A 13,531-nucleotide genomic window follows, 5' to 3' on the forward strand; every position below is an offset into this window, starting at 1 on the left:
TTTGCACTCCCTGTTGAAGACGGGCCACAACGCACCCGCATTGACGCGCTTAATGTAGCGTAGGTTTCTGTACTTCTGGTGCCGTTGGCTGATGCGGACGCGTGAAGGTGTCGTGGCACAGCAGAGCGGCAACGCGCACGTACTCAATCACCTCTTCGAGTGACTGCTCCAGCTCTTCCTGATCTTCATCTTCGTCATAGCCAAGTTGTGCGATGGTGCGCAGATCGTCAATCGCTTCGCCAGTTTCGCCGGTCACTTTCTCCAGCTTCGGCTGCGCGACACCCAAACCGAGCAGGAAGTGGTTTACCCAACCGGCCAGCGCATCCGCGCGATCGAATACCGTGATGTCATCGTCTTCCGGCAACATCAGCTGGAACATAAAACCTTCGTCTTCCAGCGTGGTCGCCAGGCTTTCATGCAGCGCCTGCAGCGGCTGAGACAGGCTCTGCGAAAACGCCATGCCTTCGTTGGTGAGATCGTGAACCATGGTTTTCCAGCTGGTATCCTGATTGCCGCCGCACAGAATCCCGGAAAGGAGACCATGCATTTCGGCTGGCGTCATGCCCACGCCCTGCTGTGAAAGGGCCGCGGCCAGCGCGTTGTAACTCGGCGTTGCGTTCTGTAAAGACATAAGCTTTGGTCGTCGTTGGCAGAATAAGTTCGTGTTATGCTACCACCAGGTGCCTCTGGGTTTCCAGAAAAGGGGTTGTAACTTATAACTCGGGTATATATAGTTTCGCACCTCCCAACCCATTGACCGGTAAGGGAGATGCGATCGAAGTAATCAGTTAGGATGGTGGCATGTCTGCACAACCAGTAGATATTCAAATTTTTGGTCGTTCGTTAAGAGTGAATTGCCCGCCTGAACAGCAAGATGCGCTGAATCTGGCCGCAGAGGATCTCAATCAACGGTTGCAAGATTTAAAAGTTCGCACTAGAGTCACCAATACAGAGCAACTGGTGTTCATCGCCGCGTTAAACATCTGCCACGAGTTGGCACAAGAGAAAGGTAAGACGCGCGACTATGCAGCAAACATGGAACAACGTATCCGCATGCTGCAGCAGACCATTGAACAAGCGTTAGTAGAGCAAGGTCGCATAACTGACCGCCAGGGCCCTAATTTTGAATAAAGCTTCATGGTCACTCATGCTATAGTGACGGTGAAGTAAATTTTCTCTGAGATGTTTGCAAGCGGGCCAGTCCCCTGAGCCGATATTTCATACCAACAGAATGTGACGCTCCACAATTTGTGCGCATGCTCGGTTCGTCCGAGAAGCCTAATAGTTGTGACGGCATGTTCACCTTGAACCAAGGGTTCAAGGGTTACAGCCTGCGGCGGCATCTCGGAGATCTCCATTTAGTAGCAAGTCTGTTTCCCCGGTTCGCATGATATAATCGCTTTTAAGAAGCGATTATTCCGGGGATTTAGATATCATGCCAGCGCCCTCCCTTCTCGACCGTCAAGACATCCGTCAGCATGTGCGCCATTTGCGCCGTAATCTCACGTCTGAGCAACAGGAACAAGCCGCCGATCAGTTGGCTGAACACGCCATCAACATTGCACCGATCGCTAATGCCCAACGCATTGCGCTGTTTTTATCTGTCGATGGAGAGATCAACACCCGCCCGCTGATCGCCAAACTTTGGCAGCAAAAAAAGCAGGTTTACTTACCGGTGCTTCATCCCTTCTCGCCGGGCAATCTGCTGTTTATCCGTTACACGCCAGAAACGCCACTCGCGCCAAATAAACTTCGCATCCCGGAACCGCCGCTGGATATCACGCAACTGGCCACGCTGGATCAGCTGGATGTGATGCTGGTGCCGCTGGTGGCGTTTGACTATGCTGGCCAACGTTTGGGAATGGGTGGCGGATTCTACGATCGCACGCTGCAAAACTGGCAGCAGCATGGTTTTCTTCCGGTGGGCATCGCACATGATTGTCAGCGCGTAGAAGCATTGCCGGTCGCCGCCTGGGATGTGCCGCTCCCCGCGATTCTGACGCCATCGAAACTATGGCAGTGGGAAGCGTGAGCAGGAAAAACAAAGGGCGCCAATGGCGCCCTGTTTAATCAGTACAGCAGACGGGCGCGGATGGTGCCCGGAATCGCCTTCATCGCCTGCAGCGCTTTATCCGCTGCATCCTGCTCAGCATCAATATCGATCACCACGTAGCCCATAATTGGCGTGGTTTGCAGATACTGCGCGGCGATGTTGATGCCCTGCTCGGCAAAAATCTGGTTGATAGCGGTCAGCACACCCGGACGGTTTTCATGGATGTGCAGCAGACGGCTAGCACTTGCCGCATGCATCGGCAGTGAGACTTCCGGGAAGTTAACCGCAGACAGCGTAGAACCGTTGTCGGAGTATTTCGCCAGCTTGCCAGCCACTTCGATACCGATATTTTCCTGCGCTTCCTGGGTCGAACCACCAATGTGTGGCGTCAGGATCACGTTATCGAACTCGCATAACGGAGAGTTGAACGGATCGCTGTTAGTCGCTGGCTCGACCGGGAAGACGTCGATAGCGGCACCGGACAGATGTTTATTCGCCAGGGCATCACACAGCGCCGGAATATCGATCACGGTACCGCGCGCGGCGTTGATCAGCAGCGCGCCCGGCTTCATCAGCGCCAGCTCTTCCGCGCCAATCATGTTCTGAGTGGATTGCGTTTCAGGAACGTGCAGGCTGACCACGTCGCTCATGTTGAGCAGATCGGAGAGATGACGCACCTGAGTGGCGTTACCCAGCGGCAGCTTGCTTTCGATATCGTAGAAGAACACATGCATACCGAGGCTTTCTGCCAGCACACCCAGCTGCATGCCGATGTGGCCGTAACCGATGATGCCCAGTTTCTTGCCGCGTGCTTCAAACGAACCGTTGGCGACTTTATTCCAGATGCCACGGTGCGCTTTGGCGTTGGCTTCCGGAATGCCACGCAGCATCAGCAGCATTTCGCCAATCACCAGCTCTGCAACAGAACGGGTGTTGGAGAACGGCGCGTTGAACACCGGCACACCGCGTTTCGCCGCTGCACCGAGATCAACCTGGTTGGTACCGATACAGAAGCAGCCGACTGCTACCAGCTTTTCAGCGGCAGCAAAGATCTCTTCAGTCAGTTGGGTACGGGAACGGATACCAATGAAGTGCGCATCGCGGATGGAGGATTTCAGCGACTCCGCATCCAGCGCCCCTTTGTGAAACTCGATGTTGGTGTAGCCTGCTGCACGCAGGTTTTCCAGCGCACTCTGGTGAACGCCTTCCACCAGCAGGAACTTAATCTTGTCTTTTTCCAGTGATACCTTTGCCATTTCCCGACCCTATTCAGAATTCAATGAGGACTACCATAAGGTAGCCTTCTGTCAAAATATCAAAAATTTCGTGCGCAGCAATACAAACGATTGCCTGGGAGCCAGCACGCGCCCACGCGGAGACAGCACAATGCCGTACAAAATCGTGACATCCTTAATGGACGAAGTACGAACTTACTGCTGATGAATCTTTTGTGACATAAGTCACCAAATTTCAGCCTGGTGAGAAAAGATGTTTTGCGGATGGAAATAACCGGCGCATTACGCGCGCCGGACAGATCATTTTACGATGGTTTTCACGCCTTCTGCGGTACCAATCAGTGCGACGTCCGCACCACGTCCCGCAAACAGGCCAACGGTCACTACGCCCGGCAGCGCATTAATGGTTTTTTCCAGCTCGATGGGATCGAGAATACGCAGATTATGCACGTCGAGAATAATGTTGCCGTTGTCGGTAATGACGTTCTGGCGATACTCCGGCAAGCCGCCGAGTTTGACCAGTTCACGCGCCACATACGAACGCGCCATCGGAATCACTTCAACCGGCAGCGGGAAACGGCCCAGCACATCAACTTCTTTCGATGCATCGGCAATGCAGACAAATTTCTTCGCCACCGCCGCAACGATTTTCTCACGCGTCAGCGCTGCGCCACCGCCTTTGATCATCTGCATCTGCGGATTGATCTCATCGGCGCCATCAACGTACACCGACAGTTCATCAATTTCGTTGAGATCGAAGATGTGAATGCCCAGCGCTTTCAATTTCTCCGTTGAGGCTTCCGAGCTGGAAACCGCACCTTCAATCTGATTCTTCATGGTGCCGAGTGCATCAATAAAATGCGCTGCTGTCGATCCCGTGCCTACGCCGACAATGGTGCCGGGTTCTACGTACTGCAGGGCTGCCCAACCTACCGCTTTTTTCAGTTCATCCTGGGTCATGGTATGTTTAAAACCTGTGCGACATCGAAGTGCGCGTAGTATAAAACAAGGCGCTGTAAAAAAGCGCGACTGTTAGACAGCCGAATTAACGCTTTGGAAGCCAGCCCGCAAAAAATGCGCCGCAGCACAATTTGACAGTTTTATGGCATAGTAATGTCCACCCTGAACGAGAGAGAACAACAATGAAACGCCCGGATTATCGAACGCTTCAGGCGCTGGATGCTGTGATTCGCGAGCGCGGCTTTGAGCGTGCGGCACAAAAACTCTGCATTACCCAATCGGCGGTTTCGCAGCGTATTAAACAGCTGGAAAATTTATTTGGTCAGCCGCTGCTGGTGCGCACCGTGCCGCCGCGTCCGACCGAGCAGGGACAAAAGTTACTGGCGTTGTTGCATCAAGTTGAACTGCTGGAAGAGGAGTGGCTGGGTGATGATAACGGTGGAACCACGCCGCTGTTGCTGTCGCTGGCGGTCAACGCCGACAGCCTGGCCACCTGGCTGCTGCCCGCGCTGAAAGACGTGCTGGCCGATTCCCCAGTGCGCCTGAATTTGCAGGTGGAAGATGAAACCCGCACGCAGGAACGTCTACGTCGCGGTGAAGTGGTCGGCGCGGTGAGTATTCAGCCGCAGCCGCTGCCAAGCTGTCTGGTGGATCAACTGGGTGCGCTCGATTATCTGTTCTGCGCCTCACCTGATTTTGCTGCTCGCTATTTCCCGAACGGCGTAACACGCTCTGCGCTGCTGAAAGCGCCGGCGGTGGCATTTGATCATCTGGACGATATGCATCAGGCGTTTTTACAGCAGAACTTTGACCTGTCGCCGGGCAGCGTGCCTTGCCACATCGTTAACTCGTCAGAAGCCTTTGTGCAGCTGGCGCGTCAGGGTTCGGTGTGTTGTATGATTCCGCATCTGCAGATTGAGCGCGAGTTAGCGCAAGGTGAACTGGTGGATTTGACGCCAGGCCTGTATCAGCGTCGTATGCTGTACTGGCACCGGTTTGCGCCGGAAAGTCGTTTGATGCGCAGCGTGACCGACGCGCTGATTGCGCACGGACATCGCGTGCTGCGTCAGGATGTGTTGCCAGCGTAAAGATCAGGTCGCCCTTCATGGCGACCTGATATCAAACCTTACGGCGTGTTTGGTTTGATTTCAAAGACGACATCCACTTGATCGTCAAAGTGAATGCTCTGCTGCTCGTAAGTTTGCTGCGCGGTGGTATCAGCTTGTACTGCGGCGGCCTTATACATGCGCGCCATCGGCATCGGTTGATAGTTCGCCACGTGATAGCGGATGCTGTAAACCGAACCTAACTTAGCGTTAAACCCTTCTGCCAGCGCGTTAGCCTGCTGCGTAGCATTAGCGATGGCCACTTTACGCGCCTTCTCTTTGTAGCTGTCCGGATTCGCCACACCTAACTCGACCGAACGAATTTCATTCAGGCCAGATTTTAACGCGCCATCCAACAGCTCGTTGAGCTTGTCCAGCTGGCGCAGCGTTACCTGTACCTGACGCTCGGCACGATAGCCTTTCAGTACCGACTTACCTTCTTTGGTGTAATCGTACTCTGGCTGCGTGCTGAGGTTTGCCGCATCAATATCTTTTTTCTCGATACCGTTCTTTTGCAGGAAATCGAAATATTGCGCCACGCGATCATCAGCTTGTTTCTTCGCTTCTGCCGCGTCTTTCGACGAAACATTCACCACAATCGCGAGCGTCGCGAGATCTGGCGTGGCATCAACGCTTGCCTGTCCAGAAGTCACCACATGCGGTCCATTCGGCAATTCGCCTGCCTGAACTAAACCGGACAGTGCGCCCGTGCTCATTACGGCGGCCAGCGCCAGTGCTTTCAGTTTCACGAAAGTCCTCCTTGAGGGATTCAATTTGCAGGTCGCCATTATGGCTAAACCCAAAACACATTAACATGTGTGCTTATCTGATTAGTAAACGGCTCAAAAGTTCGGCAATCTCCTTTTTAACGTAGCCGCGATCGCAAATTTAGCTGTACGGATTCGCCAATAAAACACTTATTCGTTTCTATTAAAGAAACACCCCTGAGTTCGGGAGAGTTGCCAATGACAGAACAGCCACTTAGCCAAACCGTTGCCAGCGCTCGCGCGGGACGTACGCGCTTTCTGATGCTCGGTCTGGTGTTTATTAACATCATTATCAACTATATGGATCGCACTAACCTGTCGGTTGCCGCTACGGCAATGGCTGGCGAATTGCGCTTCTCGCCCATGGAGATGGGATTGATCTTTTCCGCCTTTGGCTGGATCTACGCTGCGCTACAGATTCCCGGCGGCTTCCTCATCGATCGCCTTGGCGCGCGCGTCGTTTATGGCGTCGGTTTATTTGCCTGGTCGCTGATCACCGCGCTGCACGCGCTTGCCAACAGCTTTGGCGCGCTATTTGGTCTGCGGCTCGGCGTCGGTGCTTTTGAAGCGCCGGTGATGCCCTCCAACAACCGGGTGATCTCTAGCTGGTTCCCGGAGCAAGAGCGCGCCAGTGCCATCGGCATTTACTCCTCAGCGCAGTTTGTCGGCCTGGCGTGTATGACGCCGCTGCTGTTTCATCTGCAGGATGCTTTTGGCTGGCGCGGACTGTTTTTGATCACCGGACTTGCGGGGATGATTTGGGCGCTGGTGTGGTATTGGCTCTACCGCGAGCCGAATCAACATCAAGGCGTGTCAAAAGCTGAGCTCAGCTATCTGCGTGACAACGGTGCGCTGCTGGAGAGTCGACAACATTCGCAGCAGTCCATAGCGCGCTGGGGCGATTTGGCGCAGATGTTCCGCAGTCGTAAATTGGTCGGCATCTACATTGGCCAGTTCACCATTTCCGCCACCTTCTGGTTCTTCCTCACCTGGTTTCCGACGTATCTGGTGGAGTATCGCCACATGGGCTTCATCAAGAGCGGCTATGTTGCTTCGGTGCCCTACTTCGCCGCCTTCTGTGGCGTGCTGCTGGCCGGATTTGCCTCAGATCGCATGGTACGTCGCGGTATTTCCGCCAGCGTGGCACGCAAGCTACCGGTGATTCTCGGCCTGTTCCTGACGCTGTTTATCCTTGGCGCCAATTACACCAACGATTCCACGCTGATTATTCTGTTTATGTCGCTGGCGTTCTTCGGCAACGGCCTGGCGACCATTACCTGGGTGTTTGTCACGGCGCTGGCGCCGCGCCACTTGATTGGTTTGGCGGGCGGCGTATTTAACTTTACCGGTGCGCTGTCATCCATCGTGGTGCCGATTGCCATTGGTGCATTAATCGACGGCGATAACTTCGCGCCAGCCCTGGCATTTATCGCCGTGCTGGCCGCGATTGGCATCTGCAGTTACCTATTTATTGTCGGGAAAATCGATCATGTTAGCGCGGGGTGAACACGGTTTGCGCCAGCGATTGCAACTGTTGCAGGCGCTGCGCGAGGTGCGCCTCATCGTCCTGCCAGATTTTGGCGAACGCCAATGCCGCGCGATTGTGATCAATCGGCTGCGCCATACTGATTTCGCCATCATCGCGGTGCCAGATCAGGTAACCCTCAGCACGCTTACGCGCCAGCAGCGGCGCGATTTGCAGCCACTGTTCTTCGCTAAAACGCGGGCGCAGCGCCTCGTCACTTTCCGCCGCCAGCAACGACACGCCAATCACCGATTGCCACGCGGGCAGCATGCGGAAACCGGCCAGCGCCTGGCTGGCGTTGATGCGTTCACCGGGTTCCGAGTGCCAGATATAGATCACCTGATCCTCCCACAGCACGCCCAGCGCCACCACGATATCGCGCGGCGCGTAGCGTTCCAGCTGCGGCAACGCCTGCGCGAACAGCGAAGATCCGCGAATCGCCTGTGCCGCCAGCGCGTGAATACCGGGGCCAGGCAGATAGCGTCGATGCTCATCCTGCGTCGTCAGTCCAATCGACGCCATGGTCATCAGCAGTCGATTCACACGCGTGCTGTTCATCCCCATCTGGCGCGCCAGTTCACGGCAACCCACGGCCTTATCACTGGACACCAGATATTGCAGACAGCGAATACCGTCAATCAGGCTTTGGTTCGGTTGAGAAGACATAGATCACCTGCGGCGGGCAAACTCCAATCTTAGCCTTAGAGTCAGAGGAATGAAATGATGCAGACTTTCTCTACGCAAAATGAGCGCCACTTTCCGCAACAACGACTACAAGCGGAGTTACTGATCGTCGGCGGTGGACTGGCGGGCGTGTGTGCCGCGCTGGCCGCCGCACGCGATGGCCTTGATGTGGTGCTGATTCAGGATCGCCCGGTGCTGGGCGGCAACGCTTCCAGCGAAGTGCGCTTGTGGGCCAACGGTGCGACCTCACACATGGGCAATAACAATCGCTGGGCGCGCGAAGGCGGCATCATGGGCGAGATCATGGAGGAGAACCTGTGGCGCAATAAAGAGGGCAATCCGGTACTGTTCGATATGGTGCTGCTGGACATCGTACAGGCGCAGCCCGGCCTGACTTTGCTGCTCAATACGGTGGTGACCGATATCGAAAAATCTGGCCGCCGCTTGCTGTCAGTGCAGGCGTTCAATGCCATTAATCAAACGCATTATCAGGTTTCGGCTACACAATTTATCGATGCCAGCGGCGATGGCGTATTGGGCTATCTGGCCGGTGCGGCACATCGCGTGGGCGCGGAATCGGTGAAGGAGTTTGGCGAGAAGATGGCGCCGGGCGAGAATTTCGGCCACAAGCTCGGTCATTCCATTTACTTCTACACCAAGCGCACGGCACAACCGGTACGCTTCGTTGCGCCCTCTTTCGCACTAAAAGAGATCACCGCCATTCCGCGCTATAAACGGCTGAGCTCAGAGCTGAACGGCTGCGATTTATGGTGGCTGGAGTGGGGCGGACGGCTTGATACCGTGCACGAGAGCGAAACCATCAAGTGGGAGCTGTGGAAAATTGTCTGGGGCGTGTGGGATTACATCAAAAACTCCGGCGAATTTCCCGATGCCGATAACCTCACCATCGAATGGGTGGGCCTGATTCCCGGCAAGCGCGAGAGCCGGCGTTTTCTCGGCGAGACGATGCTGTGCCAACAGGACATCATCGAACAGCGCGACCACTACGATGCGGTGGCCTATGGAGGCTGGTCGATTGATCTGCATCCGGCCGACGGCGTCTACAGCGAACACGATGGCTGCCGTCAGTTCCACAGCAAAGGGACTTACACCATTCCCTTCCGCGCGCTCTACAGCCAGTCGCTGGACAATCTGCTGCTCACCGGCCGACTGATCTCCGCTACGCACGTCGCCTTTGGCAGCGCACGCGTCATGTGTACCTGCGGCGTGCTGGGTGAAGTGGTGGGCCGCGCGGCGGCGCTGTGCCAGCAACAGCAGATCACGCCCGCCGAACTGGCGCAGCCAGAGCGCGTTGGGCAGCTGCAGCAGCATCTGCTGCGTCAGGGTGCGTTTATCCCGCGACATCCGTTGGCCAACCCAGCGCGCCAGGCGCATGTCACGGTGAGCAGCACCTTAGAGTTGCGCGCCCTGCCCGCCGATGCCGGTTGGCAGCCGCTGCAATCTCGCTGTGCGTTGCTGCTGCCGCTCAAAGCGGGCGAACGCTTGCCGGCAATCAGCGTGCAGCTGCGCGCCGCCAACGCGCAGAAATTACAGGTATCGCTGCTCACCAGCGCTAATCCGGCCAATACCTGCGGCGACTGCCAACTGAGCACGCAAAGTATCACGGTTACTGAGCAAGGCACTTATCGACTGAGCTTTGATTATCGCGCCGAATGCGATCGCTATGTATTTATCGCCTTTGAGGAGAACGCTGCGATTGAGGTTGCATTAACCAGCCAGCGTTTGCCGGGCGTGATGATGGTGTTCAACAGTCTCAATCCGCGCGTAGCGAAACGCACACGCCAGATTAACGATGGCGATTACGGCGTTGATGAGTTTGATTTCTGGCTGCCGCGCCGGGCTCCACAGCAAATCCTGCTGGCCTTTGCGCTGGAAACGCCGCTGCAGCTGTGGCACGGCGACTATCTGCTCAACGGCAAGCTGCGCCCGGAACAGCACACTAATTGCTGGGTGCCGGCGCAGGATGACACGCATCCCAACGTCAGCTGGCATTGGAATGAACCGCAGCAGGCGAAACACATTACCTTGCTGTTTGACAACGACTTCGACCATGCGATGGAAACGGTGCAAATGGGCCACGCACAGGCTGTGACGCCGCACTGCACCACACATTATCGCGTATGGCTGGATGAGATGCTTTTGGCAGACGTGACGGAAAATCATCACTCGCTGTGTCATCACTTGGTGCCAGAAGGCGTGAGTTTTAGCCAGATACGACTGGAGTTGCTCGCCAGTGCGGGCGCGCTGCCCGCACTGTACGGATTACATCTGCATTAGAGTGCAGCAATGCCCTGACGCGCCAGCTGAATCGCGATAAACCACATCACACCGCCGACCAGCAAATTGATAATGCGCTGCGCCCGCACGGTGCGCAGCCGCGGCGACAGCCACGCTGCCAGCAGCGCCAGGCCGAAGAACCAAATAATTGAGGCACTCACGGTGCCAAATGCAAACCAACGACGCGCATCTTCAGACGGAAGCTGGCTACCGAGGCTGCCGAGCACCACAAAGGTGTCGAGATAGACGTGCGGATTGAGCCAGGTCACCGCCAGAATAGTAGCGATGATGCGCCAGCGACCTTGCTTTATCTGCGCATCAAATGCCAGCGACACATCACCTTGCCATGCAGCGCGCAGCGCGCCCCAACCGTACCACAGCAAAAACGCCACGCCCGCCAAAGTGATCAGCATCAGTAAGAGAGGCGATTGATTCAGCAACGCGCTGCCGCCAAAAATCCCACCACAGATCAGCGCAATATCGCTAAGGGTACACAGTGATGCGGTCATCAGGTGGTAATGGCGCTTAATGCCCTGATTCATCACAAAAGCATTTTGCGGGCCTAACGGCAAAATCAGCGCAGCACCAAGGGCAAGCCCTTGTAAATAAACAGATAACACGGAAATAACCTTAATTACTGGGGAGGTGCGATGCAGTATAGTGACGCGAAGATATTAGAGGAAATTGAAATATTTAATAGGCTATTAGAATGAGTAATAAAAAAGGCACCCGCAGGTGCCGTTCTCTATTATTCGCTGCGTGCAGGCTGTTGTTGCTCGCTCTTCACCTGATGCAGATGCACATCCATCTGCGGGTAAGGAATGCCGATGCCGTTCGCGTCCAGCGTACGTTTGAAGTTCTTCATCAGATCCCAATAGACGTTTTGCAGATCGCTGCTTTTACTCCAGCAACGCACCACAAAGTTGAGCGATGAAGCCGCCAGTTCATTTAGGCCGATCTGTACGCCGAGGTCTTGCAGTACGCGCTCGTCCGCATCAACCACTTCACGCAACAGGCTAATAACCTGATCGACATCCGCATCGTAAGCCACACCAATAATGAACTCGTTGCGACGGATCGGTTCACGTGAATAGTTAACGATATTGCCGGCGATAATTTTACCGTTAGGCACCACCACGATTTTACCATCAGCGCTTTTCAGCGTAGTGGAGAAAATCTGCACGTTCTGTACGGTACCCATCACGCCGCCGAGATCGACAAACTCACCGGTTTTGAACGGGCGGAAGGTCACCAACAGCACGCCAGCAGCCAGGTTGGACAGCGAACCTTGCAGCGCCAAACCCACAGCCAAGCCAGCAGCACCCAGCACGGCAATCACAGAGGCGGTTTGTACGCCAACGCGTCCCAGTGCAGCAATGACGGTAAAAGCGATAATTCCGTAGCGCACCATTGCAGAAAGGAAATCTGCCACAGTGGCATCAATATGACGCGCTAGCAGAACGCGGTTAATCGCATTGGAGACGATGCGCGCAATGAACATACCAATGATGATGGTAATAATCGCCGCCACAATATTGACCGCATAGCTCAGGATCAACGCCTGATTACGTATCAGCCATCCACCAGCACTATTAATGCCATCAACGACATGTAAATCTTCCATTTGTTAGCCCTGTTGTTGAGTTTCCCGCGGGAAATTGCCAAAAACTGCCAGATTGACTCCGACACTCCGAATACAAGGGTAAACAAAAATAAGGCGAAGCGCCAAAAATGGCCTGAATTCGTGGGATTTTCTGGATGAGACGCATAAAAAAAGGCCCTTGCGGGCCTTTTTTGTACTGTACCGAAAAATTATAGTACGTCGACAGCGTTAAGCTCTTTGAAAGCCTGCTCCAGGCGAGTCACCATGGAAGCCTGCGCTGAGCGCAGCCATACGCGTGGATCATAATATTTCTTGTTCGGGCTATCCACGCCTTTAGGGTTGCCTAATTGGCCTTGCAGATATGCTTCGTTTTCTTTGTAGAACTTCAGAATACCGTCCCATGTTGCCCACTGGGTATCTGTATCGATGTTCATTTTAATTACGCCGTAACCAATTGATTCTTTGATTTCTTCTGGAGATGAACCTGAACCGCCGTGGAACACGAAATCGAGCGCGTTATGCGGCAAGTTGTGTTTTTTAGTCACGTATTCCTGAGAATCACGCAGGATGGTCGGCGTCAGTTTCACGTTGCCTGGCTTGTACACGCCGTGCACGTTGCCGAATGAAGCAGCGATGGTGAAACGTGGGCTGATTTTGCTCAGCTCGGTGTAAGCGTAATCAACGTCTTCTGGCTGAGTGTACAGCGCAGAAGCGTCCATGTGGCTGTTGTCCACGCCGTCTTCTTCGCCACCGGTACAACCCAGTTCGATTTCCAGGGTCATATCCAGTTTGGCCATGCGCGCCAGATACTTAGAAGAGATCTCGATGTTCTCTTCCAGTGACTCTTCAGACAGGTCGATCATGTGAGAAGAGAACAGCGGCTTACCGGTTTTCTTGAAGTGCTCTTCACCCGCGTCCAGCAGACCGTCGATCCACGGCAGCAGTTTCTTGGCGCAGTGGTCGGTATGCAGGATTACTGGCACACCGTACTGTTCAGCCATCAGATGCACATGGTATGCACCCGCGATAGCGCCGAAGATAGCCGCGCCCTGCGGCTTGTCGGTTTTGAAACCTTTACCGGCGATGAAGGCAGCACCACCATTGGAGAACTGAACGATGACCGGCGCTTTCACTTTGGCCGCAGCTTCCAATACCGCGTTAATAGAATCCGTGCCGACGCAGTTAACTGCTGGCAGAGCGAATTTGTTCTCTTTCGCTACCTGGAAAATTTTCTGAACGTCGTCACCAGTGACAACGCCGGGTTTTACGAAATCAAAAATTTTAGACATGTTTGTGTCCC

General features: G+C 54.7%; 13 protein-coding genes and 1 other RNA gene. 6 read left to right on the forward strand and 8 right to left on the reverse strand.

Features of this window, described 5'->3' with window-relative positions:
- Window positions 1-49: 49 nt before the first annotated feature.
- On the reverse strand, window positions 50-631 hold the full coding sequence (locus FCN45_RS15450; protein WP_137386395.1) for a YecA family protein: 582 nt from the start codon (window positions 629-631) through the stop codon (window positions 50-52).
- A gap of 170 nt (window positions 632-801) precedes the next feature.
- On the opposite strand from FCN45_RS15450, the gene zapA reads away from it, so the two are divergent.
- The 3 genes from zapA (at window position 802) to FCN45_RS15465 (ending at window position 2,032) form a co-directional block, all read left to right on the forward strand.
- Window positions 802-1,131, forward strand: coding sequence for a cell division protein ZapA (gene zapA / locus FCN45_RS15455; RefSeq protein ID WP_007890288.1), 330 nt, complete (start codon window positions 802-804; stop codon window positions 1,129-1,131).
- A 40-nt stretch (window positions 1,132-1,171) separates the two neighbouring features.
- A non-coding RNA gene (gene ssrS / locus FCN45_RS15460) (6S RNA) lies at window positions 1,172-1,355 on the forward strand.
- 80 nt (window positions 1,356-1,435) lie between these two features.
- Window positions 1,436-2,032: a 5-formyltetrahydrofolate cyclo-ligase gene (locus FCN45_RS15465; RefSeq protein ID WP_137386396.1), complete on the forward strand. Its 597-nt coding sequence runs from the start codon at window positions 1,436-1,438 to the stop codon at window positions 2,030-2,032.
- A gap of 38 nt (window positions 2,033-2,070) precedes the next feature.
- Here FCN45_RS15465 and serA read toward each other — a convergent pair whose 3' ends face one another.
- Together serA and rpiA are read right to left on the reverse strand one after the other, a co-directional pair.
- On the reverse strand, window positions 2,071-3,309 hold the full coding sequence (gene serA / locus FCN45_RS15470; RefSeq protein ID WP_137386397.1) for a phosphoglycerate dehydrogenase: 1,239 nt from the start codon (window positions 3,307-3,309) through the stop codon (window positions 2,071-2,073).
- A gap of 279 nt (window positions 3,310-3,588) precedes the next feature.
- Entirely contained in the window at window positions 3,589-4,248 is a 660-nt protein-coding gene (rpiA, locus tag FCN45_RS15475) for a ribose-5-phosphate isomerase RpiA (protein ID WP_137386398.1), read from the reverse strand.
- A 182-nt stretch (window positions 4,249-4,430) separates the two neighbouring features.
- Between rpiA and FCN45_RS15480 the strand changes: the two genes are divergently transcribed.
- Entirely contained in the window at window positions 4,431-5,336 is a 906-nt protein-coding gene (locus FCN45_RS15480; protein WP_007890292.1) for a LysR family transcriptional regulator ArgP, read from the forward strand.
- A 38-nt stretch (window positions 5,337-5,374) separates the two neighbouring features.
- On the opposite strand, the gene FCN45_RS15485 is transcribed toward FCN45_RS15480, so the two are convergent.
- Window positions 5,375-6,103, reverse strand: a complete 729-nt coding sequence (locus FCN45_RS15485) for an oxidative stress defense protein (RefSeq protein ID WP_101761944.1) — start codon at window positions 6,101-6,103, stop codon at window positions 5,375-5,377.
- Window positions 6,104-6,319: 216 nt separating this feature from the next.
- Here FCN45_RS15485 and FCN45_RS15490 point away from each other — a divergent pair, with 216 nt between their 5' ends.
- A complete protein-coding gene (locus FCN45_RS15490; RefSeq protein ID WP_137386399.1) occupies window positions 6,320-7,627 on the forward strand; it encodes an MFS transporter in 1,308 nt (435 codons plus the stop codon).
- Here FCN45_RS15490 and FCN45_RS15495 read toward each other — a convergent pair.
- Entirely contained in the window at window positions 7,614-8,312 is a 699-nt protein-coding gene (locus FCN45_RS15495; protein ID WP_137386400.1) for an IclR family transcriptional regulator, read from the reverse strand. The two genes, FCN45_RS15490 and FCN45_RS15495, sit on opposite strands and share 14 nt — an antisense overlap.
- Before the next feature lie 57 nt (window positions 8,313-8,369).
- Here FCN45_RS15495 and FCN45_RS15500 point away from each other — a divergent pair, with 57 nt between their 5' ends.
- The gene (locus FCN45_RS15500) at window positions 8,370-10,628 is read left to right on the forward strand and encodes an FAD-dependent oxidoreductase (RefSeq protein WP_371419604.1); all 2,259 of its coding nucleotides are present in this window, start codon (window positions 8,370-8,372) and stop codon (window positions 10,626-10,628) included.
- Here the strand turns inward: FCN45_RS15500 and argO are convergent.
- The 3 genes from argO to fbaA all read right to left on the reverse strand — a co-directional run bounded on the left by argO (window position 10,625) and on the right by fbaA (window position 13,520).
- Complete coding sequence (gene argO / locus FCN45_RS15505) at window positions 10,625-11,248, reverse strand: arginine exporter ArgO (RefSeq protein WP_137386402.1); 624 nt, start codon at window positions 11,246-11,248, stop codon at window positions 10,625-10,627. The two genes, FCN45_RS15500 and argO, sit on opposite strands and share 4 nt — an antisense overlap.
- A 128-nt stretch (window positions 11,249-11,376) precedes the next feature.
- Window positions 11,377-12,252 carry a small-conductance mechanosensitive channel MscS gene (mscS, locus tag FCN45_RS15510; protein WP_101761939.1) on the reverse strand — a complete coding sequence of 292 codons (876 nt, stop codon included), beginning with the start codon at window positions 12,250-12,252 and terminating at the stop codon, window positions 11,377-11,379.
- A 188-nt stretch (window positions 12,253-12,440) separates the two neighbouring features.
- Window positions 12,441-13,520 (reverse strand): class II fructose-bisphosphate aldolase, encoded by a 1,080-nt coding sequence (gene fbaA / locus FCN45_RS15515; protein ID WP_110868001.1) that lies wholly within the window; start codon window positions 13,518-13,520, stop codon window positions 12,441-12,443.
- Between the last annotated feature and the right edge of the window lie 11 nt (window positions 13,521-13,531).

This window comes from Pantoea sp. SO10 (assembly GCF_005281435.1).
GTDB classification, from domain to species: Bacteria; Pseudomonadota; Gammaproteobacteria; order Enterobacterales; family Enterobacteriaceae; genus Pantoea; species Pantoea leporis.